The 26,555-nt window shown below is 69.4% G+C and carries 21 protein-coding genes and 3 pseudogenes; 14 read left to right on the top strand and 10 right to left on the bottom strand.

Annotation, left to right across the window (positions count from 1 at the left end):
• Nucleotides 1–28: 28 nt before the first annotated feature.
• Nucleotides 29–646, top strand: coding sequence for a hypothetical protein (locus tag OG883_RS14940; protein ID WP_266540232.1), 618 nt, complete (start codon nucleotides 29–31; stop codon nucleotides 644–646).
• A 140-nt stretch (nucleotides 647–786) separates the two neighbouring features.
• Here OG883_RS14940 and OG883_RS14935 read toward each other — a convergent pair whose 3' ends face one another.
• The 3 genes from OG883_RS14935 to OG883_RS14925 all read right to left on the bottom strand — a co-directional run bounded on the left by OG883_RS14935 (nucleotide 787) and on the right by OG883_RS14925 (nucleotide 4,428).
• Nucleotides 787–1,164 (bottom strand): hypothetical protein, encoded by a 378-nt coding sequence (locus OG883_RS14935; protein ID WP_266540230.1) that lies wholly within the window; start codon nucleotides 1,162–1,164, stop codon nucleotides 787–789.
• The gene (locus OG883_RS14930; protein ID WP_266540228.1) at nucleotides 1,164–1,781 is read right to left on the bottom strand and encodes a hypothetical protein; all 618 of its coding nucleotides are present in this window, start codon (nucleotides 1,779–1,781) and stop codon (nucleotides 1,164–1,166) included. Before OG883_RS14930 ends, OG883_RS14935 begins: the two co-directional genes overlap by 1 nt.
• 226 nt (nucleotides 1,782–2,007) lie before the next feature.
• Nucleotides 2,008–4,428, bottom strand: a complete 2,421-nt coding sequence (locus OG883_RS14925) for a SpoIIE family protein phosphatase (protein WP_266540226.1) — start codon at nucleotides 4,426–4,428, stop codon at nucleotides 2,008–2,010.
• 266 nt (nucleotides 4,429–4,694) lie between these two features.
• Between OG883_RS14925 and OG883_RS14920 the strand changes: the two genes are divergently transcribed.
• From OG883_RS14920 to OG883_RS14875, 10 genes and pseudogenes are all read left to right on the top strand, one after another.
• The gene (locus OG883_RS14920) at nucleotides 4,695–6,134 is read left to right on the top strand and encodes an MFS transporter (RefSeq protein ID WP_266540224.1); all 1,440 of its coding nucleotides are present in this window, start codon (nucleotides 4,695–4,697) and stop codon (nucleotides 6,132–6,134) included.
• A gap of 817 nt (nucleotides 6,135–6,951) precedes the next feature.
• Nucleotides 6,952–8,745: a S8 family serine peptidase gene (locus OG883_RS14915; protein WP_266540222.1), complete on the top strand. Its 1,794-nt coding sequence runs from the start codon at nucleotides 6,952–6,954 to the stop codon at nucleotides 8,743–8,745.
• Between the two features lie 188 nt (nucleotides 8,746–8,933).
• Complete coding sequence (locus OG883_RS14910; RefSeq protein WP_266540220.1) at nucleotides 8,934–11,825, top strand: LuxR family transcriptional regulator; 2,892 nt, start codon at nucleotides 8,934–8,936, stop codon at nucleotides 11,823–11,825.
• Between the two features lie 149 nt (nucleotides 11,826–11,974).
• Nucleotides 11,975–12,454: a hypothetical protein gene (locus tag OG883_RS14905; protein WP_266540218.1), complete on the top strand. Its 480-nt coding sequence runs from the start codon at nucleotides 11,975–11,977 to the stop codon at nucleotides 12,452–12,454.
• Entirely contained in the window at nucleotides 12,451–13,128 is a 678-nt protein-coding gene (locus OG883_RS14900) for a hypothetical protein (protein ID WP_266540216.1), read from the top strand. Before OG883_RS14905 ends, OG883_RS14900 begins: the two co-directional genes overlap by 4 nt.
• Nucleotides 13,116–13,523 (top strand): annotated as a pseudogene (locus OG883_RS14895) (hypothetical protein); the annotation flags it as partial. The gene OG883_RS14900 and the pseudogene OG883_RS14895, both read left to right, overlap by 13 nt.
• Nucleotides 13,520–14,017, top strand: a complete 498-nt coding sequence (locus OG883_RS14890) for a peptidylprolyl isomerase (protein ID WP_266540214.1) — start codon at nucleotides 13,520–13,522, stop codon at nucleotides 14,015–14,017. The pseudogene OG883_RS14895 and the gene OG883_RS14890, both read left to right, overlap by 4 nt.
• Before the next feature lie 279 nt (nucleotides 14,018–14,296).
• Nucleotides 14,297–15,136 (top strand): annotated as a pseudogene (locus tag OG883_RS14885) (class I SAM-dependent methyltransferase).
• A gap of 101 nt (nucleotides 15,137–15,237) precedes the next feature.
• Nucleotides 15,238–16,716 carry a glutamate-cysteine ligase family protein gene (locus OG883_RS14880; RefSeq protein ID WP_266540212.1) on the top strand — a complete coding sequence of 493 codons (1,479 nt, stop codon included), beginning with the start codon at nucleotides 15,238–15,240 and terminating at the stop codon, nucleotides 16,714–16,716.
• A 528-nt stretch (nucleotides 16,717–17,244) separates the two neighbouring features.
• Nucleotides 17,245–17,919 (top strand): hypothetical protein, encoded by a 675-nt coding sequence (locus OG883_RS14875; protein WP_266540210.1) that lies wholly within the window; start codon nucleotides 17,245–17,247, stop codon nucleotides 17,917–17,919.
• Nucleotides 17,920–18,155: 236 nt separating this feature from the next.
• Here the strand turns inward: OG883_RS14875 and OG883_RS14870 are convergent, their stop codons facing one another.
• The 7 genes and pseudogenes from OG883_RS14870 to OG883_RS14840 all read right to left on the bottom strand — a co-directional run bounded on the left by OG883_RS14870 (nucleotide 18,156) and on the right by OG883_RS14840 (nucleotide 23,835).
• A complete protein-coding gene (locus OG883_RS14870; RefSeq protein WP_266540208.1) occupies nucleotides 18,156–19,097 on the bottom strand; it encodes an amino acid ABC transporter permease in 942 nt (313 codons plus the stop codon).
• Nucleotides 19,094–19,759 carry an amino acid ABC transporter permease gene (locus OG883_RS14865; protein ID WP_266541551.1) on the bottom strand — a complete coding sequence of 222 codons (666 nt, stop codon included), beginning with the start codon at nucleotides 19,757–19,759 and terminating at the stop codon, nucleotides 19,094–19,096. Before OG883_RS14865 ends, OG883_RS14870 begins: the two co-directional genes overlap by 4 nt.
• 76 nt (nucleotides 19,760–19,835) lie before the next feature.
• On the bottom strand, nucleotides 19,836–20,675 hold the full coding sequence (locus tag OG883_RS14860) for a glutamate ABC transporter substrate-binding protein (protein ID WP_266540206.1): 840 nt from the start codon (nucleotides 20,673–20,675) through the stop codon (nucleotides 19,836–19,838).
• A gap of 71 nt (nucleotides 20,676–20,746) precedes the next feature.
• Nucleotides 20,747–21,529 carry an amino acid ABC transporter ATP-binding protein gene (locus OG883_RS14855; protein ID WP_266540204.1) on the bottom strand — a complete coding sequence of 261 codons (783 nt, stop codon included), beginning with the start codon at nucleotides 21,527–21,529 and terminating at the stop codon, nucleotides 20,747–20,749.
• A 121-nt stretch (nucleotides 21,530–21,650) separates the two neighbouring features.
• Nucleotides 21,651–21,932 (bottom strand): annotated as a pseudogene (locus OG883_RS14850) (HNH endonuclease); the annotation flags it as partial.
• A 131-nt stretch (nucleotides 21,933–22,063) separates the two neighbouring features.
• Nucleotides 22,064–22,918 carry an ABC transporter permease subunit gene (locus OG883_RS14845; RefSeq protein WP_266540202.1) on the bottom strand — a complete coding sequence of 285 codons (855 nt, stop codon included), beginning with the start codon at nucleotides 22,916–22,918 and terminating at the stop codon, nucleotides 22,064–22,066.
• Nucleotides 22,915–23,835 carry an ABC transporter ATP-binding protein gene (locus OG883_RS14840; RefSeq protein WP_266540200.1) on the bottom strand — a complete coding sequence of 307 codons (921 nt, stop codon included), beginning with the start codon at nucleotides 23,833–23,835 and terminating at the stop codon, nucleotides 22,915–22,917. The genes OG883_RS14845 and OG883_RS14840 overlap by 4 nt, the downstream gene beginning before the upstream one ends.
• Nucleotides 23,836–23,967: 132 nt before the next feature.
• Between OG883_RS14840 and OG883_RS14835 the strand changes: the two genes are divergently transcribed.
• The 3 genes from OG883_RS14835 (at nucleotide 23,968) to OG883_RS14820 (ending at nucleotide 26,513) form a co-directional block, all read left to right on the top strand.
• Entirely contained in the window at nucleotides 23,968–25,149 is a 1,182-nt protein-coding gene (locus OG883_RS14835; RefSeq protein WP_266540198.1) for a sensor histidine kinase, read from the top strand.
• On the top strand, nucleotides 25,146–25,820 hold the full coding sequence (locus OG883_RS14830; RefSeq protein WP_266540196.1) for a response regulator transcription factor: 675 nt from the start codon (nucleotides 25,146–25,148) through the stop codon (nucleotides 25,818–25,820). Before OG883_RS14835 ends, OG883_RS14830 begins: the two co-directional genes overlap by 4 nt.
• 180 nt (nucleotides 25,821–26,000) lie before the next feature.
• Entirely contained in the window at nucleotides 26,001–26,513 is a 513-nt protein-coding gene (locus OG883_RS14820; protein WP_266540194.1) for a cupin domain-containing protein, read from the top strand.
• The last annotated feature ends 42 nt before the right edge of the window (nucleotides 26,514–26,555 follow it).

Genomic DNA, 26,555 nt, shown 5'->3' with positions numbered 1-26,555 from the left:
CCGATGCCCCGGAACGGCATGAGGCAGTATGCGCCGGACGCACCGCCTGGAGGAGGTCGTCGTGCTGTTCAAGCGCACGGTGCTGGACGGGATCGCGGAGGGCCGCATCAATCTGGCCTTCCGCACCTGGCGGAACCCTCGCGTGCGGGCCGGTTCACAGATACGCACGGCCATCGGGGTCCTGGAGGTGGTGTCCCTCGACCAGATCGAGATGGACCGCATCTCCGCACAGGAAGCCCGCCGCGCGGGGTACACATCGCTCGATGATCTGCTCGCCGAGCTGAGGGAGCGTGAGGGCAGCACGTACCGCATCGGGTTGCGGCGGGCAGGCGACGATCCGCGCGAGAGCCTGCGCCGCGACGACACTCTGGACGAGGCGGCGATCGACGAGCTGCGGGGGCGGCTGGCCCGACTCGACGCAGCGTCCCGCCACGGCCCGTGGACTCTGCAGGTACTGGCCCTGATCGCAGCGCACCCGGGCACCAGGGCCGCGGACCTCGCGGTCCGCACCGGGCGGGAGCGCCTGGCGTTCAAGTCCGACGTACGCAAGCTGAAGGAACTCGGCCTGACGGAGAGCCTCGAAATCGGCTACCGGCTCTCGCCTCGGGGCCGCGCCGCGCTCGCCAGGCTGCGGAATCGGGACTGACCGCCGCGCCTCACCGCGCTCGCTGGGGGTCCGGTACACAACCGCCGAAGCCCTCGGAGATGGGGAGGCGGGCAGGCGGAGGCGGCGAGCCGTCCCAAGCCCGCCGCCTCCTGGTCCGATCCGTGTCGTACGACCACGGTCTACCAACGCAGCAGCCGTTCCGTCACCTCGCGGTATGCGCGCAGGGCGACCCTCAGTTCCTCCGTTTCCGCCGCGTCTCCGTCTCCGTCTCCGTGCCAGCCGGCGCGGAGGGACTGGCGCCGTTCGGTGAGGGCGGCCGTGATGCGGTCGGCGGTGTCGTCCAGTACCGCGGCCGCTTCCTGGACCGCATGCCGCGGGCCGTCGACGAAGCCGCCGAGGGACTGCTGCAGTCGGAGGGTCAGCTTGTCGCGCTCCTCCTGCGGGATGAGCTGCCTCGCCGTGTTCCGGCCGTGCGACCCACCGAGCTCGGGACTGCCAGGATGCTCGGGGCGCTCGACGCGCTCGGGTGACCCAGCACGCTCTGCTTCGTACGTCATCACGCCCCACTCCCCTTCGGGTTGAGCTGGTGCCTGCGCCCTCCGTGCCCGGCCGGACGCGCAGGCCGGCTGCGGGTGTCCACGGGGTGTGCGGTGACCAGGACGGTGAAGAGCGCACGGGCGTCCACCATCGCCTCACGCAGTTCTTCCGTGCTCGCCTCCCCGCGCGCCGCGCGGTGCAGCCGGCGGTAGCCGCCGACCCGTTCCGGGTGATGGACGGAGAGCGCGGCGAGCTGGTCCTCGTACTCCGTGGCCTCGGGGAAGCCGCGCTCCCCCGCCAGCTTGCCCAGCAACTGGTCCGCCGCGGCGACCGACTGGTCCGGGGAGTCGACGAAGCGCTCCTGGAGGCCGGCCCACAGGGCGACGTACTGCTCACGCGTCTCATTGGCCAGCGGCTTCGGCTTCAGACCGCCGTGGCGCTTGACGCGTTCGTTCAGTTCGCGTTCCGCGGCCTTGGTGTCGCCGTCGTGGCGGGCGAGGGTCTGCTCGTACTCGGGGCCGAACCGGCGCTTGAGGCCCCTCCGCCCGCCTCCCCTGCCCGGCCCGAGGACGAACACCGCGGCGGCGACGATCGCAAGCACCGCTACCAGAGCGACGACGATCAGGACTGTGGACATGGCTGCCTTCCTGGTTCACTACTCGGTGTGTTCGATGCGGTGTACGACTCGTACTCGTCTCGACAGAGGCCCTCATCAAAGCGAGTTACCTGGAATCCGTCGGCCAAACGGCTCGTCGGCATCCGGGCAGTCCCCGGTCGGGGCCGCCGAGGCAGAAGCTCATCTCAAGGACGCACAGCGGCAGGTGGTGGCCGGCGCGGCCCGGTGTGGTCAGGCGTGGTCGTGGTCAGGCCGGGCGTCCCGCCGAAGGAAAGGCCTGTTCCGTCCAGATGGTCTTCCCGGACGGGGTGTAGCGCGTTCCCCATCGGTGCACGAGCTGCGCGACGATGAACAGTCCGCGCCCGCCTTCGTCGTCCTCCGCACTGTGGCGGAGATGTGGTGAGGTGTGACCGGTGTCCGCGACCTCGCACAGGAGTGTGCGATCACGGATGAGGCGCAGTCGCAGCGGCCCCTCAGCATGCCTGACCGCGTTGGTGACCAGCTCGCTCACCACGAGCTCGGTCGAGAACGACAGCTCCTCCAGGCCCCATTTGTGCAGTTGTCCGGTAGCGAGATCCCGTGCATGGCCCACCGCGACCGGTTCGGCAGGCAGCTCCCATTCGGCGACGTGCCCGGCGTCGAGTTCGCGGGTACGGACGAGTAGCAGGGCCGTGTCGTCGGCTGTCGTGCCGTCCGGCAGGAGTTCCGACAGAGCGCGGTCGCACAGCTCCTCCAGGGACCCGCGAGGGTCGCTGAGCACCCGCCCCAGGATGTCGATCCCCAGATCGATGTCGCGGTCGCGGGCTTCGACCAGGCCGTCGGTGAAGAGGGCCATCAGGCTGCCCACCGGCAGCTCGATCTCCAAGGACTCGAACGGCAGGCCGCCGAGCCCCAGTGGCGGGCCGGCCGGGAGGTTCGGGTAGGACAGGGCGCCCTCGGAGTCCACGACCGCCGGTGGCAGGTGCCCCGCCCGGGCCATGGTGCATCGTCGCGAGACCGGATCGTAGACCGCGTAGAGGCAGGTCGCACCGGTGGCGTCATCCTCGTAAGGATCGGCAGGCCCGCCGAGGGGGTCCGTCTGCTCCTCCGCCGACTGGCTCACCAGATCGTCGAGTCGCGTGAGCAACTCATCGGGCGACAAGTCCATCTGGGCGAGCGCGCGTACGGTCGTGCGCAGCCGTCCCATGGTGGCCGCCGCCTGCAGGCCGTGGCCGACCACATCCCCGACCACGAGTCCGACCCGGGTTCCGGAGAGCGGGATGACGTCGAACCAGTCACCGCCGACACCCGTCAGGTCGTCCGTGGGCAGGTAGCGATGGGCCACGTCGACAGCCGATTGCTGCGGCAGGTGTTGCGGCAGCAGTTGGCGCTGCAGGGCGAGCGAGGCCGTGCGTTCACGGGTGAAGCGCCGGGCGTTGTCGATGCTCACTGCCGTACGGGTCGCGAGCTCGTCGGCGAGTGCGACCTCGCCGTTGTCGAAGGTGGCCGACGGACCGTCGCGGAGGAACGTGACGAGTCCCAGCATGCTGCCCCCGGCCCGCAACGGCACGACCAGGGTGTCGTCTTCGAGCACGAGCCCGCCCGAGGCGAGACTGCGGTCCTGGGGCGAACCCGGCGGGTGGTCGACAGGGGAAGGCTGAGGCGGCTTCCCCCGGCCGCCCTGGCCGTTCGCCGCCCGGGCCGATCGGAAGGCGACTCGTACGAGACTCGTCACTGCCGGGCTGCCGGCGCCGCTCAGCACCTCGCCTTCCAGGACCTCTTTCGCGAGGTCGACCGTCACGGTGGCGGCGAAATCGGGGACCGCCACCTCGGCGAGGTCCTCGGCAGTGACGATCACGTCCAGGGTTGTGCCGATTCCGCGGCCGGCCTCGACGAGCAGGGCAAGCCGCCGCTGGACCTCGTAGCGATCGGTAATGTCGAATGCGTCCTCGCACACTCCGAACACATGCCCGGCAGCGTCCTGGAGTCGGTAGTAGGAACATGACCAGAGATGGTCCGTTCCGGGGTCGCTGGGCGGCTCACCGAGGAAGTGCAGGTCGAGGATCGGCTCACCGGTGTCGAGCACGTGGTGCATGACCGCATCGAGAGTGCGCGGATAGCCCTCGGTCAGAAACCTGCCCTCGGAGTACAGCTCGTCGGCCCGCATACCGCGGAACTCGGCGAACGGTAGCCCGATCTCCTGTTCGTACGCGGCGTTGCACCACGTCAGGCGCAGGTCGGTGTCGTAGATGGCCAGACCGACGGGTGACTGGGTGGCCAGTCCGTGAAGCATGGCCAACCGGGATTCCCACAGCCGCAGACTCTCCAGCTCGGCCGCAACAAGGACGCGGGCCGCGGCGCCGCTGTCGAGCAGGGGACACACTGCCGTGGCGACCAGCAGCTCGCGGCCGTCCCGGTGCCGGGCGACACGGATCTCACTGCCGCTCAACCGGGTGCCCAAGGCCGGTGCAGACTCCTGCGCCGGGGTGAGCCCGGACGCCTGCCGGGGCGACAGGAACGTGTCCAGGGGCTTTCCGATGATCTCGTGCTGCGGGTAACCGAGGAGAACCTCGGCCGCGCGGCTCCATCCGACGACCGTGTCCTGGGCGTCGAGAACCGCCGTGGCAGCCCGGGTGATGTCGAGCGGACCACGGAAATCGGCACTCTGCGCCGCGTTCCATGCGCTCATAGCGCCACCGGCCCGGTTCATTGCCTCCAGAATCCGCCCTCACCGGGACAGGCACAAGCGCGATGCGCCGATCCGCGCAGCAGCATGTGCGCGTGTGCGGCCCGCGGACGGCCGCCGCGGTCGTGCGGCAAGCGTTTCCGGACGAGGCCATGTGGTACCCGGACCGGCCCGGCTGCGGAGCGGTGAGGGCGAGCAGACAATTGGGTGAAGGGCACGCCCGACCCAGTCCCGACGTTGCGACAGCCTCGCCCGAGAGGAACGTGCCCATGCGCGCAGAGTCCCCATCGGCCGCGCGGACGGGGGCCTTCATCGCGGTCGCGGTCGCGCTGTTCTGTATTCAGGTCGATTTCTTCGCCCTGAACCTGGCCATCCCCGGTATCGCGGACGAGCTCGGTGTCACGCCCTCGGCCGCCCAGTGGACCCTCTCCGCGTACATGCTCGCCATCGGCTGCTTCTTCATCGTGGGCGGCAGGCTGGGGGACGTCTTCGGGCGCCGGGGCACTCTGCTCGTCGGCATCGCCCTGTTCGCGGCCGGTTCCGTGGGGTGTGCGCTCGCCCCCGGGCTGGCGCTGCTGGTGGCCGCCCGGATCGTGCAGGGGATCGGCGCCGGCTTCGTCTTCCCGGTGTCCGTCGCCGTGATCAGCAACGCCTTCCCCGAAGCGAGCCGGGCCCGCGCGCTGGGCGCTGCGTTCGGTATCGCGAACATTGGCACCGCACTGGGCCCGTTCGTGGGCGGCGGGTTCACCGAAGGACCGGGATGGCGCTGGATCTTCTGGCTGCTCGCACCGCTCAGCGCGGTGGCACTCCTCATCGCGGTCCGCTACGTCCCCGACTCCCGGGACACCTCGGCGCCCCGCCAGCTCGACCTGATCGGCTGCTTCACCATCGTGTGCACGCTGGCGGCCCTCACCACAGCCGTGGAACGCGGCAGCGCCTGGGGCTGGGACAGCGTCCGCACCCTCACCCTCCTCGGGACGTCGGTGCTGACGGGCGGGCTCTTCCTGCTGAGGGAACGCCTCGCCCGGCATCCGCTGGTCGACCTGCGCCTGTTCCGCAACGTCCCCTACGTCCTGGTGACCGGCATGGGCTCCGTCGCCAACATGGGCTACTGCGTCACCGTCTTCGTGGCGACGCTCTACCTTCAGGGCGTGCGCGGCCTGTCCCCGCTGATGGCGGGCATTGTGTTCCTGGCTCCCGCAGTGCTCGTGGCCCTCGCCGGGCCGTTGGGGGCCCGGCTGGCACCGCGGATGCGCCCCACAGCGGTGATGGCCCTCGCCGGAGCGATCGCCGGGACGGGGATGATCACGCTCAGTCATGTGACCGCGTGGTGGCTCTACGTACCCGTGTTCGCCTGGTGCGGGCTCGGCCTGGGGCTGGGCTGGACCTTCTCCAGCGTCGCCACCCAGCAGGTCGTACCGACCGCCAGAGCGGGCGAGGCGTCCGGCGTCCTGCTGACCTTCCTGGTCACGCTGGGGGCCATCGCCCTCGCCGCGGCGGCGACCACGATCACGGCGATGACCCCTGAGCGGCCGCCCGAAGAGGTCTACGACACGATCCTGCGGGTGGGCGGAGCCGTGATCCTGCTGGTGTCCGTCGTTGTCATGGCCGTACGCCACCGGCTCGCCCTGCAGGGCAAGGTGCCGCCGTTGTCCCTGCACGCGCCCCGGCCGCCCGCGGACGCCGGCGGCAGCGCTCGTAACCCCTGACCGTGGGCACCGGCCCGGGGGCGTCACCCGCGGCCGGCGGTGCCACCACCCCGCTTGGTGCACGCCGGTACGTGCGGCGAAGCCGCACCGGGCGGTCCCGGTCGCCGCGACAGCCTGCGAGGTCCGCGCACTCCGGTGAGAGCCGGTGCGGGCAAGGGCGAGGCACCGAGCGGGCGGTCCCTTGGCGAAGCTCGCCGACGGAACGATGCAGGGCGGCTTCGGCGCGGGGACCAGCCCTGCTTCTACCGGATATCGACGAGCCTGTTCCGTATTTCGGATACCGGCGAGCGGGGAGCCGTCCGGACGAGAGACGGCAGCAATCCGGTCGGTGAGCAGATCCGTCCGGGGGGCTCCACGGCTTCCGCTTCTCCTCCGCGGTCCGGCCGCACAGTGACAGGGCCGTAAGTCCGGCGGTATCGCCACAAAAGGACCGACGGACCGTCAGCTTCCGGGCCCGCCACACCTCTCATGCCTCCCCCCGCCTCCCGCACCACGGAGGCCGGCCAGGGAGCCCGCACGGGGTGACAAGGGTTTTCCCCGTATCGGGTTCATCTCGGCGTTCCCTACTGTCTGCCGCACCGGCAGATCTCATCCTCTGACTCTTCAATGTCAGGTGCATGTAAATCATGAGCTCCGTCGGTGGCGGCCCTTGACCAGGGGCTGTCGCGTCGGCGGCGGCGCGCGGGCGAACCCGGCCCAGGGGACCACGGATCGCACCCCCACAGCGAACCGTGATTCCTGCGCCGCCCGCCGCGCTCCGCAGCGTCAGTTGAAAGGGAACACCTTGAACGGTTCCAGACGGAGACTCATATCCGTCGTGGCCGCGAGCGCCGTGATCGCCGGCGTCGCTGCCACCTCCTCCGTGGCACTTGCCGCCACCCCGCCGCCGTCACCGAAGCCCGTCCCTGCTTCGCAGTCCATGACCACACTGCCGGCCGCACCGGTCGAGAGGGTCATCGTCACGTACAAGTCCAAGGCTGCAGAGGCCAAGTCCAACGCGGCGGCCGCCGGCGACGCAACGGCCAAGGGCACCGAGACCGGCGAGAGCCTGTCGTTCGAGCGTCGGCTCGCCGGCGGCGCGGCGCTGGTCGATCTGGGTGGCGAGGCGTCCAAGAAGGACGTCACCGAGGTCATGAGCGCCTTCCGCGCCGACCCCTCCGTCGCCTCCGTGGAGCCCGACATCCGCGCCTACGCGATGGCGGTCACCCCGAACGACACCGAATACCCCAAGCAGTGGGACCTGTTCGAGTCCACCGGCGGTATGAACGTGCCCGGTGCCTGGGACAAGACAACCGGCAGCGGTGTCACCGTCGCGGTCATCGACACCGGCTACGCCGCCCACACGGACCTGGCCGCCAATGTCGTCTCCGGATACGACTTCATCTCGACCTCCGCGGACGCCCGTGACGGCAACGGCCGGGACAACAACGCCAAGGACGAGGGCGACTGGAACGCCACCGACGGCGAGTGCGGCGCCGGTTCCAAGGCGAGCAACTCCTCCTGGCACGGCACGCACGTCGCGGGCACGGTTGCGGCAACGGCCGGCAACAGCAAGGGCGTTGCGGGTATCGCGTACAACGCGAAGATCCAGCCGGTCCGCGTGCTCGGCAAGTGCGGCGGCTCCTCCGCGGACATCGCCGACGCCATCACCTGGGCGTCCGGCGGCACCGTCCCGGGCATCCCGGCGAACCCGAACCCGGCCAAGGTCATCAACATGAGCCTCGGCGGCCCCAACGCGACCTGCCCCAGCGTCTACCAGAACGCCATCAACGGCGCCGTGTCGCGCGGCACCACCGTCGTCGTCGCGGCCGGCAACAGCAACGCCAACGCTGCCGGCTTCACCCCCGCGAACTGCGCGGGCGTCATCAATGTGGCGTCCACCAGCCGTGAGGGCAACCGTTCGTTCTACTCGAACTTCGGCACCAGCGTCGACGTCGCCGCGCCCGGCGGCGAGACCCGCCGCGCCACCGACACCCCCGGCACCGTCACCACCCCCGAGAACGGCATCCTCTCGACGCTGAACTCCGGTGCCACCACCCCGTCGGCGGAGAACTACAAGCCCTACCAGGGCACGTCGATGGCAGCCCCGCACATCGCCGGCCTTGCCGCGCTGCTGGAGTCGGCCAAGCCTGCGCTGACCCCGGCCGACATCGAGTCGGCAATCAAGAGCAACGCCCGGCCGCTGCCCGGCAGCTGCACCGGCGGCTGCGGCACCGGCATCGCCGACGCCGCGAAGACCGTGAACGCTGTCACCGGCACTCCCGGCGGCACGACGTTCAGCAATGCGGCGGACGTGACGATCGCGGACATCTCGACCGCAAGCTCGTCGATCGCCGTCACCGGCCGCACCGGCAACGCCCCCGCCGCCCTCAAGGTCGACGTGGACATCAAGCACTCCTGGCGCGGCGACCTGGTCGTCGATCTCGTCGCCCCCGACGGCACGGTGCGCAATCTCAAGACCTCGTCGTCCTCCGACAGCGCCGACAACGTCATCGCGACGTACACCGTCGACGCGTCGAGCGAGGTCGCCAACGGCACCTGGAAGCTGCAGGTCCGCGACGTGGCATCGGGTGACACCGGCTACATCGACGCCTGGAGCCTCACCTTCTGAAACACCCGCCACAGCGGCAACATGGCTGGTCAGGGGCGCGTTCGCGGCATGCTGCCGCGGGCGCGCCCCGCCGTCTGTCCATGGTGTCCGTCCGAATGCCGGACACAGGGCCTGGACTGCGGCGGCCTGCTTCGTATTCTCTGCTCTCACGGGCAGTGACCCGCAGGTCGGAAGGGGGTGGTGGGTACGTGACGACTGCGTCGGCGTACCGGCCTGCGCCGGTCGGGCGGGCGGATCTCCTCGCGCAACGTGTCCTGCACACCCGCGGGCGTGCCCTGCTCACCGGCCACGCCGGAGTCGGCAAGACCGAAGTCGCCCTGGCTGCCGCCACGCGTGCCGAGTCCCGCGGCGAGACCGTGCTCTGGGTCGCCACGCTGCCCGCCGACCGGGACATACCCGGCGCCGTTGCCGCCGCCCTCGTCGCTTCCCTGTCGGCGTGCTCCTGGCCCGCGGCCCGGTCCCACGGCGGCCCCGGCGCGTACGACATTCTCGAAAGGCTGCCCGGTCCGCAGCGGACCGCCGTCGCCATGCTGTGCCGCGAGGCCCCCGTCCCCGACGACGGCTGGGACCCCATCGCCCTGCGGCTTGCCCTCGCACAGACCCTGCGGACCTTCGCCGCGCAGGGCCCCGTCCTTCTCGTCGTCGACGGTGTCCAGCGCATCGACGCCGACAGCGCCGACCTGCTGCGTTTCGCCCTCCATCTCGCTCCCCCGACGCTACGGGTCATCGCCGTCGAGACACCGGCGGCATACGGCCCCGACACACCCGCCACGAGTACGCAGCAGCCGGACGCGGCCGGCCCGGAACCCCTCTGGGTGCCGTCCGAGGCCGACGTCCTGTTCGTACCGCCGCTGCACGCCGATGAGATCGCCGAACTCCTCATCCACCACCGGCTGCCGTCCCGGATGGCCGGCCGTATCCACAAGGCAAGCGGTGGAAATCCGCGTCTCGCGCTGGCCGTCGGCCGCTCCCTCGCGGACGCACGCACGCCCGTGCACCACGCCGAGGCGCTGTCCCTGTCCGGGCGCGCCCGCGATCTCGCCCGGCAACTGCTCGGCGCCGCCTCCCCCGACGTGCGCAGCACGCTCCTGCTGGCCGCACTGGCGCTGCGCCCGACAGCTTCGCTGATCCGCCGCGCGGGCCGCCCCACGGCCGAGGCCGATCTCGCCGCCGCCGAGCGGGCGAATCTAGTCTCCCTCAAGGAGGACGGCACCGTCGCCTTCACCGCCGGGGTGCTGCCGTCCACGCTGGTGCACGACGCCTGCTGGAGCGAACGCAGCAACGGTCACGCGGCGCTCGCGCACGTCGTGGACGACCCCGTCGAGGCGGTACGGCACCGGGCGCTGGCCACGGACACTCCCGACGAGCAACGGGCAGCGGAGGTCGCGGCTGCGGCCGACACCGCGCGACGCCGCGGCAACAGCGCGCTGGCTGCCGAACTCGCCCTGCTCGCCGCCGAGTCCACGCCCGTCCAGCACGGCCCGCAGCGACTCGCCCGGCTCGTCGACGCCGCCGAGGAAGCTGCCCGCGCCGCCCGGGCGGACCTTGCAATCCGCGCCGCGACCGATCTCCTCGCCCGCGACGCCGCGCCTGCCGACCGAGTGCGCGCCCGGCTGGCGGTGCTGGACACGGCCGGGCAGGGGCTGACCGACCTCGACGAGATCTATGTACATGCCATGGAGGACTCCGAGGGCGACGCGGCACTGCGGGCTGCCGTCCAGCTCCGGCTGGCGGTGAAGTACGTGCTGGCCGACGGAGATCCCGTGCGGTCCCGGACCGCCGCCGTCGAGTCCGCCGCGCTGGCCGCCTCGGTGGGCGACCGGAGGACGGCGGCGAGGGCGCTGACCGTGCAGGCGCGCATGGACCGGGTCCTCGGCTCGGCGGACGCCGAACGGGTGCTCGCCGAGGCGCGGGCCCTCGAAGTGTTCGAGCGGCCACTCGGCATTCGCAACGCCGCCCAGATCCTGACGATCCGTCATGCCCTGTTCGACGACCGCCTCACCCCTGCACGCGACCAGCTGAACGCCCTGTTGCCACTGGTCGAGCGGCGCGGCCCGGTCGAGGACGCCATCGAACTGTTCCGCACCCTCGCGGAGATCGGGGCCCGGCAGGGGCAGTGCGCCGCGGCACTCTCGCACGCCGGCCGGTCGCTCGCCCTGACACTCGAGGCCGGGCTCTCGCCGGGGCCCGCCTGGTACGCGCTGGCGCTCGCGGAGACCGCAGGTGGCAGCTTCGCCCGCGCCGCCAGCTACGCACGACGCAGCGCCCAGGCCTCCGAGGAGGAGGGCGATCACGTCTTTCTCTCCCGCAGCCTGTACGCACTGGGCCGGGTCCAGCTCGCCGCCGGGGATGTGGCGAACGCCCTGGAGACCCTGCGCAAGGTCCAGGTCGGCGAACACGCCCAGTCCACGGTCGACCCGTCGATGCTGCGCTGGCACGAGGAGCTGGCGGAGGCACTGGTGGCGAACGACGCCCCGGAGGAAGCGGCAACCCTCCTCGCCGATGTGCGTCCCGTCGCGGAACGCCTGGGCCGCGCGACGGTGCTGCTCGGCTGCGACCGGGCGTACGCGCTGTACCTGGCAGCGAACGGGAAGTCCGAGGAGGCGGCGGGGCTGCTGACCCGGACCGCCGATCGCTTCGCGGCGGAGGGCCTGCCGCTGGAGCGTGGACGGGCACTCATCGCGCTCGCCCGGGTCGAGCGCCGCCGCCGCAGACGGTCGGCCGCACAGAACGCGCTGCAGAGCGCTGCCGCCGTCTTCGAACGGGCGGGGGCGCTGCCCTGGCTGGCACTGGTGACGGAGACTCCGTCCCGTACGACCGAACCCGACCCGGCCCGTGGCGGCGCCCTGTCCTCCCTCACGGAGGCGGAGCTGCGCCTCGCCCTGCTGGTCCGCCAGGGAGCCAGCAATCAGGAAGCGGCGGCGAAGCTGTACCTCAGTGTGAAGACCGTCGAGGCGCGTCTCACCCGCATCTACCAGAAACTGGACGTCCGTTCGCGTGCCCAGCTGGCGACCGCCCTGAACGCATGGCCCGGTCACCGGTCGACGGCGGACACGACCGACAGCCCTGTGGCCGACTGACCCGGGCCGGTTCTCCCTCCATCCCTCAACTGCGGGCAGACGTCACACCTGAATGGAGTCGTACGAGGGGCGAGGCTTCCTCGCGTGTGCTCCGATGAGCCTGGTGGTGTTGTGTCCCGCAGGTCGGCATCACGGACAGGAGATCGGCCATGGCCAAGGAAAAGGGCTTGGGATCGGATTCGGGGAAGCGTATCGAAACGAATCCCCTGGTCTCCAGATTGCTGGACGCCGGGAGCGAGAACGCCATCACGCTCACGGGCTTTCTCGCCCCGTCGGGCCACGAGGGCCACGTTCGCCTGTTTCCCGGGCTCAACAACATGTCAAGAAGCATCGAGATTGCCGAAAGCGACATTGTCGCGACCGTGGAACTGCCGAAATCCGGTCTCGGCGCGGTGGCCGTCTGGGTGAAGCGGGACGCGGCGCTCCACCACCGGCTCACCGAGAAGGCAGAGGCGTGTGCGGCCCGGACGACGGGCGCCGGAGCCGGTACCGGGCTGACGAACGTACGACGCAGCGGGCTCCGGATGAAGGTCCGGCCCGAAGCCCGCGATACCTGCACATGCGAGTACATCTGCGACGGGACACAGTGTGTTCCGTGCACATGCGAATGCTTGGCGCAGCCTCAATGACGACGACGACCGAGCCCGTCGCAGCAGAACTCCCTTCCGAGGCGCTGGAGTTCGATGCCCCCTTCCTCATCGAGAAACTGCTGAAGGATCACGTCGTCGAGTCCGCCGCAGAAGCCCAGGCGCTGTTCCGGGAGGTGAAGCGATTCCTGGTGCTGACTGCTGCCGACCGTACGGTCGCGTGGGCCATGTACTCGCTCAGGGTGGACCAGATCTGGCACCAGTTCATCCTGTTCACCCGTCAGTACATCGACTACTGCCTTCGGAATTTCGACAAGTACATTCAGCACGCGCCGAGTACAGCGCCCGTGGTCGAGGGCATGGAACGTCTCACACCGTCGACGTTCCACCTGTTCGCCGATACCTACGAGCAGCTCTTCGGTGAGCCGCTGCCGGACCTGTGGTACGACGGGAACAACGTGACGTTGGGTCGCCGAATCGTCAACGCCCGTGTCGGCAGCTTCAGTCTGCGTGACGACGACGACATGGTCGAGTTGCTGAACGCCAAGGGCGAAGCGGTCTTCGCGGTCGATCAGGTCGCCCGCGCCGCACTCGAGTTCATCACCTGCACAGGAACTTTCTTCGTCCGGGAGCTACCGGGAGAGCTTCCCGACGAGCAGAGGATCGCCCTTGTCTCGACCTTGGTGGAATACAGGGTGCTCGACCTGGCCACGTGACGGCACACCTGCGCTCGCTCGGACTGAGCGCGTTCGGCGTCGACCTGTCCCCGGCAGTCGACCTGTCCCCGGCAATTGGTCGCGGTTGCCCGTCGGAGGCACCCGAAGCCGCGGTTCGACGAGGGCTCGATGACCGGCCCGGACCCTGCGACGACTGTGCACGCCTTGAGCACACGTACGGCCACGCGCTGTAGCTCGACGTCCACCGGGCGTCACCCGACCGTGCGGTAGCCGAGCGGTTGAGCGCCGTCGGGCTCGACGTGCACGCCCGGCTGCTCCGCAAGCCGGACGGGACGGAGAACACCCAGCAGGCCTGCCTCCCGGCACGCGAACCGGGGGCGTCCCAGCGGTCGAATTCGTGCAGGGCGACTGGGAATGTCAGGATGGGACCATGACCATCAAGATCTACTTCGACATCACCATCGACGACGCGCCCGCGGGGCGGATCAACTTCAATCTGTTCGACGACGTGGTCCCCAAGACGGCGGAGAACTTCCGCGCGCTGGCCACCGGTGAGCACGGGTACGGATACAAGGGTTCGTCCTTCCACCGCGTCATCCCGGACTTCATGCTGCAGGGCGGTGACTTCACCAGGGGTAACGGCACCGGCGGCAAGAGCATCTACGGCGACCGCTTCGCGGACGAGAACTTCCAGCTCAAGCACACCAAGCCGGGCCTGCTGTCGATGGCCAACGCCGGTCCGAACACCAACGGCTCCCAGTTCTTCATCACCACCGCGGTGACGTCATGGCTGGACGGCAAGCACGTCGTGTTCGGTGAGGTCGCCGACAACGAAAGCCTCGCCCTGGTCCAGAAGATCGAGGGATACGGCACGCAGAGCGGGAAGACCCAGGCCAAGATCACCATCGCGGACTGCGGAGTCATCTGAGGACCTGCGGCTTCACCGGCGTACGTACGCGTACGTCCTTGAGCCCGCGGCTGAGCTCCGCCACCGCCCACCCGGTGGTGACGGAGCTCAGCCTGCCCGGCATGACGGAGACAGCGGCTCCGGCAGGAGCACGTCGGCCGGCCGCGTCATACTTGGGATGACAGGCGCCTGAGCCGGACACTCCGCGCCCGGGCAGCCCCACGCCGCCTCACGCTCCTTCCCCCCTTCTGCTCCTTGCGAGGGCCCGAGGCGGCAAGAGGTGGTGAAAGGCGGTGACGCATGCCTGCACAGCCGCACGAGCACTCCCCGGCGCCCTCCCAAGAAGGTGGACGCTACGGCGAGCGGGTGTTCCGCCCGGAGCAGGCGGGCGAGGACGACCGGATCGACCTCGGCGCTCTCACATACGACGAGGTCACCGCGACACGGCTGCAGCGGCTGGGGGCCGGACCGGGATGGCACTGCCTGGACGTGGGCGCGGGAACCGGTACGGTCGCCCGCCTGCTGCTGCACCGGGCCGGTGTCGCCGCGGTGCTCGCCGTGGACCGCGACGTACGGTTTCTCAGCGCCGACCGCACCCGCGGACTCACCGCCCTGGAAGCGGACATCACCGCCCCGGACTTCGACCCCGGCCGGTTCCAGCTCGTGCACGCACGGTTCGTCCTCATGCATCTGCGTTCCCCGCAGCAGATGGTCACCAGGCTGAGCTCCTTCCTCGCTCCCGGCGGTGTGCTGGTCCTCAGCGACGCCGTGGATCTGACCACCGCCACGGCTCCCACCACTGCGTACACCGAGGTGATGCGCGAGATGTGGCAAGGGCTGCGGGACAGCATCGGGACCGACGTCTCCTAGGTTCCGGAGTATCCCCGGCTGCTGCGGGAAGCGGGGCTCGAATCCGTGGCGGCGGAGATACATGTGCCGCCCCTGCTGCCCGGCAGTCCCATCAGCCGCTTCTGGGCCGGGACATGGGAACGCGCGCGGGACGCCATCGTGGCCACCGGTCTGGTCGACGACGCACGGGTCGACGAAGCGGTCCGGTATCTGGCGTCACCCGACTGCGCCGGACTCTCCCCCGGGATGATCACCGCCTGGGGGTGGAGGCCGGAGCAGGCACCCGTATGACAGCCGCGGGAACCCCCAGGCGGCGTCGCCCGCAGTGGTCCGGGCGGCCGTGGGGTGGGACTCTGTAGAGGGGTGTCCGCCCAGGAGACTGCGGAGGGCCGATGGGACGCGACGTCCCGGCGCTGGTGTTCACCCGTGATGACCGTCGCCGGTACCGGAACAAGATGCAGAAATGCCTCGACGCGTTCGCGCAGATGCTGCGTGAGGCACGTTTCGAATTCGAACGGCCTCAGGTGGGTCTGGAGATCGAGCTGAACCTGGTGGACTCCGCCGGGGAGCCGGCCATGCGGAGCATCGAGGTACTCGAGGCGATCGCAAATCCTGCCTGGGACAGTGAGCTGGGCCGCTTCAACCTGGAGATCAACATCCCGCCGCGACGGCTGACGGCCGGTGGTCCCGATGCGTGGGAGCAGGAGATCCGGGACGCGCTCAACCATGCCGAGAACCGGGCGGCGGCAGTGGGGGCACATCTGGCCATGATCGGGATCCTGCCGACGCTGCGGCAGAGGGATGTGGGTGAGGCGGCGCTGTCGGAGGACCCGCGATACCGGCTGCTGAACGAGCAGATATTTGCGGCCCGGGGCGAGGACCTGCGGATCTCGATGGACGGGGTGGACCGCCTGCGGACCTACGCGGACACCATCACGCCCGAGGCGGCGTGCACCAGCACCCAGTTCCACCTGCAGGTCTCGCCGGACGAGTTCGCGGACTACTGGAACGCCGCGCAGGCGATCGCGGGGGTGCAAGTGGCCCTGGCGGCGAACTCTCCCTTCCTGTTCGGTAAGGAACTCTGGCGCGAGACCCGTATCCCCCTCTTCGAGCAGGCCACCGACACCCGCTCGGAGGAGATCAAGGTGCAGGGGGTGCGGCCCCGGGTGTGGTTCGGCGAGCGGTGGATCACCAGCGTCTTCGATCTGTTCGAGGAGAATGTGCGCTACTTCCCCGCGCTGCTGCCGCTGTGCGAGGACGAGGATCCGCAGGAGACGCTCGACGCCGGCGACAACCCCGAGCTGGCCGAACTCACCCTGCACAACGGCACGGTCTATCGATGGAACCGCCCGGTCTACGCCGTCGCTCACGGCAAACCGCATCTGCGGGTGGAGAACCGGGTGCTGCCCGCCGGCCCGACGGTGGCCGACACCCTGGCGAACGGCGCCTTCTACTACGGGCTGACGCGCGCCCTGGTCGACGAGGAACGGCCGGTCTGGTCACGGATGTCGTTCTCGGCCGCGGAGGACAACCTGCACGCTGCCGCCCGGCACGGGATCGAAGCGCGCCTGTACTGGCCCGGGATGGGCGAGGTGCCGGTGGCCGAACTCGTACTGCGGCGACTGCTGCCCCTGGCACACCGGGGGCTGGAACAGGCGGGCATGGACACGGCGTGGCGGGAACCGCTGCTGGGCATCATCGAGCAGCGGTGCGTCACCGGCCGCAACGGCGCGGTATGGCAGGCGGAGATGTTCCACCACATCTACGACACCACCCACGTCGACCACCATGAAGCGCTGCGACGGATGACACGGCAGTACATCGACTACATGCACCTCAACGCCCCGGCACACACCTGGCCGGTCGACTGACTCTGCCTCATACGGCGTCGAACCAGGGCTTGTTCGTCGAACCAGGGCTTGATACCGGCCCTGTGCCTGGCCCGCGAACCAGGGCTTGATACCGGCCCGGCACCTGGCCCATCCGGCGAACCCCGCATCCCCGGTCGTGAAGCCGAACGGAGCACCGAGCACCGAAGGGGGCGGCCCCTTCGCCACTGATGTCCGGTCGCGGGTCGTCCTCCCACAGCCACGTCCCGGTCAAGGGGAAAGGTCTGCCCAGGCCCCGCTGAGGGCGGTCGTCACCCCAGTCGCCGGGCAGGTCCGCCAGAGGTATGAGACCGAGCGGTCGTCAGGCCCCCACGGCGCGGGTACGAACACGGCCGTCCGTTTCGTCGTCAACTACAACTTTGCCTGTTCTTGGTGTGGCTGCGTCAGCTGTTGGGACAACCTCACATACACCAGGCGGTGATCCCCCGACGTGACGTCAGGGATGCCTCAAATCCCTTGCCGCACACGTCAGTTCACCGACCCCCCAGCACGGCACGAAGGGCACCAAAGATGACAATCAACCGCGTCCTGCGGCACGGCGGCCGGCTACTGGCCGTCGCAGTGACGGCTTGCGGAATCGCGGCGGCGGCGGCCCCGTCCGCGGCTGCCGAAGAGCAGCCGACCCGGCAGGAGCTCACGGCGGACTGCGGCTCAGGCTTGGGTAAATGCACCTTCAACTCCCCCGAACTCGGGGAGGCGTACCTCGGTCAGTTCCGCCAGGTCTCCGATTCACTGTTCAACTGCAGTACCTCGGACGCCACTCAGTCCATGACCTGGGGCGACACCGTGGGCTCCACCGATTCGGTCGGCGTCTCGGTCACCGCGGGCGGCAAGATCGCGGGCATAGTGGACCTGAGTGTGACGGCGAGCTACAACCACAGCTGGTCGAGCACTCACTCGGAGAGCAGTTCCCTGAACATGACGGTGAAGCCCGGTGAAGTGGGCTGGATCTCCCGCGCCCAGGTGATGCAGAAGGTCTCGGGCACCTGGCAGACCCACTACGACAGCCCCAAGTGGGGCCACTACTACTGGTTCTTCCAGGACACCATCACCGGCCCGGCCAAGAACGGCACGGACGGCAGGAACAACGCAGTGGTCGTCAAGAGCCGCAAGATGACGGCTACGGAGAAGCAGTCCTGCTCGGCGGACGCCCACGAGGGGAGGACGTTCACCCAGCAGCGCTGATCCACAGCCGCCGCACACGGGCCCCCTGCCCTCCGCAGAGCGGGGCAGGGGGCCTGTGCCGCACGAGCGGCGGCTCCTGGCTTCGGGGCACGGCCCAGCCCCGTACGCCCACCGACGGGTGTTCGCCCCGCCGTCGAGGCGGTCGTCGGCCGGGCCTGCCCGCAGTGTGTTCGTCGCCCGGTGCCGCCCGCTGCCGCGGGAGCCCCGGCTGCCACTGGGTCCTTCGTTCACTTGTCTTATCTCGTATCGTCACTTCGCCTCGTCGGTCCCGCCGAGCCGCCGGGCCCGCCCGGGAGGAAGTGCTCACCCGGCGTCGCGAGCTCCGCGACCGCGTCGACGCCGACCACCGCACCCGTGGACTTCTTGCCTCGCCGCAGCCTGCCCTCCAGCCAGCTCGCGAAGGTGGTGAGCGCGAAGTTCAGCACGACGAAGACCACGGCGACGACGGTGAAGCTGGCGATGGTGTTCGCCCCGTAGTTCGCGCTCATAGGGCGTACCGATGCCAGCAGTTCGGAGAAGCCGAGCATCGCGCCCCCGAGTGCGGTGTCCTTCACGATGACGACCAGCTGGCTGACGATCGCCGGCAGCATCGCGGTGACGGACTGCGGCAGCAGCACGAGGCGCATCGTCTGGCCTTTGCGCATGCCGATCGCCTTCGCCGCGTCGGTCTGGCCGGCGGGCAGGGACAGGATTCCGGCCCGCACCACCTCGGCGAGCACCGAGGCGTTGTAGAGGACGAGACCGGTGACCACGGCGTACAGCGGCCGGTTGTCCGGACTGACGTCGGTGAACTCGGAGTAGGCCGCGTTGGCGAAGAGCATCAGGATCAGTACCGGGATCGCGCGGAAGAACTCCACGACCGTGCCGGCCGCGCCCCGCACCCACCGGTGGTCGGAGAGCCGGGCGATACCGAAGAGCGCACCGAGCGGCAGCGCGATGGCCATGGCGAGAGCGGCGCCGATGAGCGTGTTCTCAAGCCCCGGCAGGATGTACGTGGTCCAGGTGCGGGGGTCCGTGACGAACGGCTTCCACTTGTCCCACTCAAGTTGATTCTTTTCGGCGAGGCTCTGGACCACCCACCAGATCAGCGCCGCGAGGGCGACCAGGAACACCACCGTGAACAGGACGTTGCGCCGCTTGGCGCGCGGCCCGGGGGCGTCGTAGAGGACGGAGGTCACCGCTTCACCGCCACCTTCTTGCTGACCCAGCCGAGGAACAGTCCGGTCGGGAGGGTGAGGCAGATGAATCCGACCGCGAAGATGGCGGAGATGAGAATGAGCTGAGCCTCGTTCTCGATCATTTCCCGCATCAGCAGCGCCGCCTCCGCGACACCGATCGCGGCCGCCACTGTGGTGTTCTTGGTCAGTGCGATCAGTACGTTCGCCAGCGGACCCACCACAGAGCGGAAGGCCTGCGGGAGGACGATGAGCCACAGCACCTGGGGGAAGCTCAAGCCGATGGCGCGCGCAGCCTCCGTCTGGCCGATGGGCACCGTGTTGATGCCGGACCGCAGCGCTTCGCACACGAACGCGGCGGTATAGGCGCTCATGCCGAGCACGGCGAGCCTGAAGTTAATGCTCTCGAAGGCGGTCGCGCCGAGGTTGACACCGAGTGTCTGGAAGAGGCCCAGCGAGGTGAACACAATGATCACCGTGAGCGGGATGTTCCGCACCACGTTGATATAGACGGTGCCGAAGCCTCGCATGAGGGGCACGGGGCTGACCCGCATGGCAGCAAGGAGCGTTCCCCAGACCAGGGAGCCGATGGCGGAATAGAAGGTGAGCTGCACCGTCGCCCAGAAGGCCCCCAACAGGTCATAACCCTCGAGAAAGTCGAACACGGTCACCCACATTTCCGCGTGCGTGGACGGCGTGGCGCGCCGCACCTGTGGGCGGCGCGCCGGTCGGCAACCTGCTTCAGCTGACGACGACGCCGATCTTCGGGGCGGGCTCGTTCTTGTAATCGGCCGGGCCGAAGTTCTTCTTCACATAGGCGTCCCACGTGCCGTCGGAGACCATCTTCTCCAGGGCAGTGTTGATCTTGGCCTTGAGTTCGCTGCCCTTCTGGACTCCGATGCCGTAGTTCTCGTTGCTCATCTTGAAGCCACCCAGCTTGAACTTGCCCTTGAACTGATCCTGCGCGGCATAGCCGGCGAGGATCGAGTCATCGGTGGTCAGGGCGTCGACAGCCTTGTTCTCCAGGCCGGTGAGGCACTCGGAGTAGCCGCCGTACTCCTGCAGCTCAGCCTGCGGCGCGAGCTTCGTCTTGACGTTCTGCGCGGAAGTGGACCCGGTGACCGAGCAGAGCCTCTTGTTGTTCAGGTCCGCGGGCTTGGTGATGGAGTCGTCGTCCGAACGGACCAGGACGTCCTGGTGCGCCAGGAGATAAGGACCGGCGAAGTCGACCTTCTTCTGGCGCTCGTCGTTGATCGAGTAGGAGGCCGCGATGAAGTCGACATCGCCGCGCTGGAGCAGCGTCTCGCGGTCGGCGCTCTTGGCTTCCTTCCACTCGATGTCGCCCGGCTTGTAGCCGAGCTGTCTGGCGACATAGGTCGCCACGTCGACGTCGAAGCCGGTGTACTTGCCGTCCGGGGTCTTCAGGCCGATGCCCGGCTGGTCGAACTTGATGCCGACGGTGATCTTGTCGTCGCCACTGCCCGAACCGCTGCCGTTGCCGTCGTCGGAGCCGCAGGCCGTGGCGGTCAGGGACAGCGCGAACGCAGCGGCGGCCGCGGCGGTGACCTTGCGAAGCTTCATGGTGATCATCCCTAGGGATTGACGTGTGGTGGGCGATCTGCGGAGCGGGATGTGATTCCCGCAGGTCCCGGTCAGTGGCGAAGGATCTTCGAGAGGAAGTCCCTGGCGCGGTCGCTGCGCGGGTTGCTGAAGAACTGGTCGGGCGTCGTCTCCTCCACGATCCTGCCGTCCGCCATGAACACCACACGGTTGGCGGCCGAACGGGCGAATCCCATCTCGTGGGTGACGACGGCCATGGTCATTCCGTCGCGGGCGAGCTGCTGCATGACCTCCAGTACCTCGTTGATCATCTCGGGGTCGAGGGCCGAGGTCGGCTCGTCGAAGAGCATGACTTTCGGGTCCATGGCGAGCGCTCTGGCGATGGCCACGCGCTGCTGCTGTCCGCCGGAAAGCTGCGCGGGGTACTTGTCCGCCTGATCGGCGACCCCCACCCGGTCGAGCAACGAGCGCGCCCGTTCCTCGGCCGCCTTCTTGTCCTTCTTACGGACCTTGATCTGGCCCAGCGTCACGTTCTGCAGCACCGTCTTGTGCGCGAAGAGGTTGAAGGACTGGAAGACCATGCCCACATCGGCCCGCAGTGCGGCCAGCTCGCGGCCCTCGGCGGGCAGCGCCTTGCCGTCGATGGCGATCTCGCCCGAGTCGATGGTCTCCAGACGATTGATGGCCCGGCACAGTGTGGACTTCCCGGACCCGGACGGGCCGATGACAACCACGACCTCGCCACGGACGATGGTCAGGTCGATGTCCTGGAGCACATGCAGCGCGCCGAAGTGCTTGTTGACGTCCTTCAGCACGACCAGGGCATCGTGCGCGCCTGGCTGGGTATCTCCCTTGGTTACCACCGCTTCGCTCATCGGCTTCATCCTCCGTCCGACTCGAGTGGGTCGCACGCTGAGGTCAAGCGCGGGGAAAGGGGCAGGCGGAGCAGGCGCGCCGACGCGTGATCACCGGTCGTGACCGCGGCCCCGTTCGTCCCTACGCAGCAGGGGTGAAGATGATGACCCTCTTCGCAGGGGCCGTCGGCGAAGACCTTCAGCGCCTCGGCCCCGGCCTCGGCCTTGTCGGCGGTCAGGCCCCAGCGGAGTTTGGTGGTGACCCGCTCGGAGACGTATCGGCAGTGCCGGCTCGCGGCTGTCGGCAGCCACTCACCCGGGTCCTTGTCGGCCTTGGTCCGGCCGGCGCGCGGGCGCTGACCGCGGCCAGAGACGTGGCGGCATCCTGATCGTTCGCGTAGGCCTCGCGGCGGGCCGCAGTCCAGACCCGAGGCTCCAGTCGGCGGGGAGCGTCATTCCGGTGGTGCGGGATTCCCCGTCCGTCGGGCCCGGCTGCCTCACGGGCAGACGCGCGTTTACACGGGGCAGGGCGGCTGGCGGCAGCCACCGGTGTGTTCACAGGTCACGCCGGTGGACGACGACAGTGGCGATCGCTGCGGCGGCGAGTGGCCAGGCCGCGTACACGATCCACGCCTCGGTGATCGTCGCTGGGTAGAGCACCGGCACAGGCGAGTCGCCCACCTCGGTCAGCCGATCCCAGGCGCCTCGGGGCAGGGCGTGGAGGAGGGCCGCCGACCATTCGTTACGGTTGTTGATCAGGGAGGGCAGCAGCAGGAGGACGCCGGTGATCGTGACGATGCTGGTCGCGGTGTGCCGGATGAGCGCGCCGAGGCCCATGCCGATGAGCGCGCACACCGGCGCGAGCAGGGCGGATGCCGCAGTGGCGCGGAGCGAGCCGGGGTAGTCGAGCGGGAGACCGATGTGCCGCCCGGACAGGATGGCCTGCGTCACGCCGAAAGAGGCGGCCGCGACGAATGCACCGTAGACGAGCATGATCGCTGTCACGACGGCCAGCTTGGCTGCCACCACCGAGCGGCGAGCGGGGACGGCAGCGAAGGTCGTACGGATCTGTCCGGTGCTGTACTCGCTGACGAGCGTGAGTGCCCCGATACTGCCGGCGGCAAGCATGAGGACCATGCCGGCGCCGACGGTGAAGGCGTCCCGCATCGCCCAGATCGGCACGAAGAGGTCCTTGGTGCCTTGGGGATAGTTCGGATAGTTGTTGTAGTCGGCGATGGCGGCGTTCACGTTGATGCCGATGATGGCCAACGCGCTGATCCCGAAGGCCCAGGGTGTGGAGCGCAGCGACCACAGCTTGATCCATTCGGCGGCGAGGAGGTCGCGGAAGCGGGCGCGTGCGGCGGTGGATGCGGCCGCCGTCTGCGTGGGCGCCGAGTGGATCGGGGTCATTGGGGTTCTCCTGCGGGGTATTCGACGCTGTCGGCGGTGAGTTCCATGAAGGCCTCCTCCAGAGAGGAGGTACGCGTGGCCAGTTCCTGCAGCACGACGCGGTGCTGGAGGGCGAGTTCGCCGACGCGGTCCGCGCTCAGGCCAGTCACCTTGAGCTCCTTCGCTCCTTCCGGGCCGTCGGAGTGAACCGAGGCGCCCTCGGCGGCCAGCACCGCCGTAAGCGCAGCGGGGTCCGGGGTGCGCACGGAGACGCTCAGACGGGCGCCGCGGGCCGCGAACTCCGTCACGCTCTCCGCGGCGATCAACTCGCCCCTGCCGATGACGATGAGGTGCTCGGCCGTCTGCTCCATCTCGCTCATCAGATGGCTGGAGACGAACACGGTGCGTCCCTCGGCGGCCAGCCGCCGGAACAGGCCGCGTACCCACAGCACCCCCTCCGGGTCCAGGCCGTTGATCGGCTCGTCGAACAGCAGCACGGGTGGGTCGCCGAGCAGTGCGCCGGCGATGCCGAGCCGCTGCTTCATACCGAGGGAGAACCCGCCGATACGGCGGCGGGCCGCACCGTCCAGCCCCACCTCGCGCAGGACCTCGTCCGCCCGGCGCCGCGGAATGCCGTTACTGCGGGCCAGGGCCGACAGGTACCCCACAGCGGTCCGGCCTCCGTGTACGTCGTGGGCGTCGAGGAGCGCGCCGACGTGGCGGAGCCCGCGCGGGCGGGCCCGGAAAGGGAGACCGTCGATGGTGGCGGTACCGCTGGTGGGCTGGTTCAAGCCGAGGAGCATCCGCAGGGTGGTGCTCTTGCCGGCGCCGTTCGGGCCGAGGAACCCGGTCACGTGGCCGGGTCGGACGGTGAAGGTCAGACCGCTCACGGCCGTGGTCTTTCCGTATCGCTTGGTCAGTTCGTTGACTTCGATCACCCGGCCAACGGTGCCGCGGGCCGGCCCGCGGGGCATCGGGCCGTCGGCCACAGTCCCGTGCTCTCCGGTGGCCCGTGGGCGTACGCCCGCGGGCCAATACCCGCCAGGGAGTACGACATCTACGATCAGGGCATGCCCGCCATCCCACATCTACCGCTGCCGAGGGGCGCTCGCGTCGCGGGGGAGGCTCTGACCTGGTGCGGAGCCATCGCGTACCCGGTGATTCTCCACGTCACGATGCGTGGCAGCCGGCAGGGCTTCTCTGCCCCGATGCTCCTGTTGGTGGCCGTCCTCACGGTGCTGACGGCTAGTCTGCTGCGACACAGACCGCTGTCGGCACTTGCGCTGCTGCTCGCCGGCGGGTTCGCCACAGCGTCGGCGAGGGGCATGCTGGAGGTCGGTTTCCTGCAGGTGCTGATCAGCGACCTCGCTGTCGGCTACATTGCGGCCACACGCCCGCGCCGCACCTCGCTCACCGCCGCCATCGTGGCGCTCGGCGCGCAAGCGGCATCCGCGCTCTACCTTCCGTCCGGGCAGGGCGCGTACGTCCAGACGCTTGCCTTCATCGTGGTGGCCCTCGCCGCCGCATGGACGGCCGGTGATTCGATCCGCGAGCGCCGGGAGCACGCCAAGGCGTTGTATTCCCAGGCCACGGCTCAGGCCGTCACCGCGGAACGGCTTCGGATCGCACGCGAACTGCACGACATGATCGCGCACAGCGTCGGCGTCATCGCCATCCAGGCCGGCGTCGGCAGACGGGTCATCGACACGCAGCCGGACGAGGCCCGCAACGCGCTCGCCGCCATCGAGGCCACCAGCAAGGAGACCCTGGCCGGTCTGGGGCGGACGTTGGGCGCACTGCGCCGCGCCGATGCGGGCGCCCGGGCGAATCCCGCGCCTCGTGATCCGGCACCGGGCCTGGACGATCTTGACCGCCTGGCCGCATCGGCGAAAGGCGCCGGTATCCGTGTCGACATACGGTGGCTCGGCGAGCGACGGCCGCTGCCCGCCGACATCGAGCTGGCCGCCTACCGGATCGTTCAGGAGTCACTCACCAACGTCGCACGCCACGCCGGCACCCGCGACTGCCACGTCACCGTCGACTACCGGGCCGGTGAGCTGTCCATCGAGGTCGAGAACGGCGGTCGCAGTGGCCTCGTTCCGGGTACTGGCGGCGCCACCGGTTGGGGCATCGTCGGAATGCGCGAGCGTATCGCCCTGCTGCGCGGCCAGTTCACGGCCGGTCCGCGTCCCGGAGGCGGCTTCCGTGTGGCGGCCCGGCTTCCCCTGCCCGAAGGAGTCCACCTTCCATGACGATCCGCGTCGTGCTCGCCGACGATCAGCCGCTGGTACGTTCCGGCCTGCGCGTGCTGATGGCCGGCACCCACGACATCCATGTCGCCGGAGAGGCCGCGACGGGCACCGAAGCACTCCAGCTCGTGGGGGATGTCCAGCCCGACGTGGTGGTGATGGACATCCGCATGCCCGGAATGGACGGCATCGAGGCCACCCGGATGATCACGGCAGACTCCACGACGACACGGGTCCTGATCCTCACCACTTTCGAGGACGACGACTACGTCTACGCCGCTCTGCGCTCCGGTGCGAGCGGATTCCTCGTCAAGAACATGGATCTGGACGACATCCTTACCGCGATCCGCGTGGTCGCCGCGGGAGACGCCCTGATCGCGCCGAGCGTCACCCGCCGTCTGATCGAGGAGTTCGCCGCCCGCCCCGAACCCACCCCCCGGCCACGCCCAGTCGAGGGCATCACCGAGCGGGAGCGCGAGGTACTGACACTCATCGGACGCGGCATGTCCAACAGCGAGATCGCCGCCCGGCTCTGCATCAGTGTGGCCACTGCCAAGGCACACGTGGCACGACTGCTGTCCAAACTCAATGCCCGCGACCGGGTCCACCTCGTCATCCTCGCCTACGAAACAGGCTTGGTCACACCGCCACCCACCTCGCCCTCGCTTCGGTGATCTGCTCCCGCTGTCGGTGACGTACTGCTCGTCGTAGTACGAGAACCACCGGCCGCCCGTGAACGTGCAGCCCGCCGTGACGGTCGGCGCCTCTGCGGCTTCGTCGAGCAGAATTGACCCGAGATTATGGCGGCCAAATGCACCATGCATCCGGTCACCTGGCGGCGTAATTTTGGTGTCATGAACGAGACGAAGAACTCCCAGAACCGCCCCCACCAGCCGCTTCTCACCCGGGCCGCCACCGCCGAGCGGCTGTCCGACGCCCCCGGCAGCCTGATCACCCTCCTCGCCGACTCGGACACCACGGGCGGAGCGCTCACGGTCAACAGCGCGCGCTTCGAGAAAGGAGCAGCCGGGGCTCCGGTGCACTTCCACACCCGTGCCACGGAGTTCTTCTTCGTCCTCGACGGATCGCTCCAGGTGCTGGTCGGCGAGGAGGTCCTGACCCTGACGAAGGGCGACTTCCTCGCCGTGCCGCCGCACACCCCGCACGCCTTCGCCCCCGCCCTCGACTCCACCGCCGAGGTGCTTGTCGGCTTCACCCCGGGCATGGACCGATTCGACTACTACCGACTGCTCGGCCGGGTGCACGACGGCGAGGCGACCGTCCAGGACATCAAGGACTCCTCGGAGCAGTACGACAACCACTACGCGGAGAGCCGGGTGTGGCGCGAGCGCAACGCCGACGTGTGAACCTTTCCGTGCGCGGACGGCACAGCCTCCACGTGCAGCGGG

The sequence above is a fragment of the Streptomyces sp. NBC_01142 genome (assembly GCF_026341125.1).
In the GTDB taxonomy this organism is placed as follows: domain Bacteria; phylum Actinomycetota; class Actinomycetes; order Streptomycetales; family Streptomycetaceae; genus Streptomyces.
The sequence above is the reverse complement of the archived record's forward strand: the minus strand, read 5'-3'. Positions and strand labels throughout refer to the sequence as shown.

What these genes read in the sequence shown, in the direction of transcription:
- OG883_RS14940 (WP_266540232.1), top strand. Translation starts at nt 29, where the DNA reads ATGCGCCGGACGCACCGCCTGGAGGAGGTCGTCGTGCTGTTCAAGCGC.
- OG883_RS14935 (WP_266540230.1), bottom strand. Translation starts at nt 1,164, where the DNA reads ATGACGTACGAAGCAGAGCGTGCTGGGTCACCCGAGCGCGTCGAGCGC.
- OG883_RS14930 (WP_266540228.1), bottom strand. Translation starts at nt 1,781, where the DNA reads ATGTCCACAGTCCTGATCGTCGTCGCTCTGGTAGCGGTGCTTGCGATC.
- OG883_RS14925 (WP_266540226.1), bottom strand. Translation starts at nt 4,428, where the DNA reads ATGAGCGCATGGAACGCGGCGCAGAGTGCCGATTTCCGTGGTCCGCTC.
- OG883_RS14920 (WP_266540224.1), top strand. Translation starts at nt 4,695, where the DNA reads ATGCGCGCAGAGTCCCCATCGGCCGCGCGGACGGGGGCCTTCATCGCG.
- OG883_RS14905 (WP_266540218.1), top strand. Translation starts at nt 11,975, where the DNA reads ATGGCCAAGGAAAAGGGCTTGGGATCGGATTCGGGGAAGCGTATCGAA.
- OG883_RS14900 (WP_266540216.1), top strand. Translation starts at nt 12,451, where the DNA reads ATGACGACGACGACCGAGCCCGTCGCAGCAGAACTCCCTTCCGAGGCG.
- OG883_RS14890 (WP_266540214.1), top strand. Translation starts at nt 13,520, where the DNA reads ATGACCATCAAGATCTACTTCGACATCACCATCGACGACGCGCCCGCG.
- OG883_RS14880 (WP_266540212.1), top strand. Translation starts at nt 15,238, where the DNA reads ATGGGACGCGACGTCCCGGCGCTGGTGTTCACCCGTGATGACCGTCGC.
- OG883_RS14875 (WP_266540210.1), top strand. Translation starts at nt 17,245, where the DNA reads ATGACAATCAACCGCGTCCTGCGGCACGGCGGCCGGCTACTGGCCGTC.
- OG883_RS14860 (WP_266540206.1), bottom strand. Translation starts at nt 20,675, where the DNA reads ATGAAGCTTCGCAAGGTCACCGCCGCGGCCGCCGCTGCGTTCGCGCTG.
- OG883_RS14855 (WP_266540204.1), bottom strand. Translation starts at nt 21,529, where the DNA reads ATGAGCGAAGCGGTGGTAACCAAGGGAGATACCCAGCCAGGCGCGCAC.
- OG883_RS14845 (WP_266540202.1), bottom strand. Translation starts at nt 22,918, where the DNA reads ATGACCCCGATCCACTCGGCGCCCACGCAGACGGCGGCCGCATCCACC.
- OG883_RS14835 (WP_266540198.1), top strand. Translation starts at nt 23,968, where the DNA reads ATGCCCGCCATCCCACATCTACCGCTGCCGAGGGGCGCTCGCGTCGCG.
- OG883_RS14830 (WP_266540196.1), top strand. Translation starts at nt 25,146, where the DNA reads ATGACGATCCGCGTCGTGCTCGCCGACGATCAGCCGCTGGTACGTTCC.
- OG883_RS14820 (WP_266540194.1), top strand. Translation starts at nt 26,001, where the DNA reads ATGAACGAGACGAAGAACTCCCAGAACCGCCCCCACCAGCCGCTTCTC.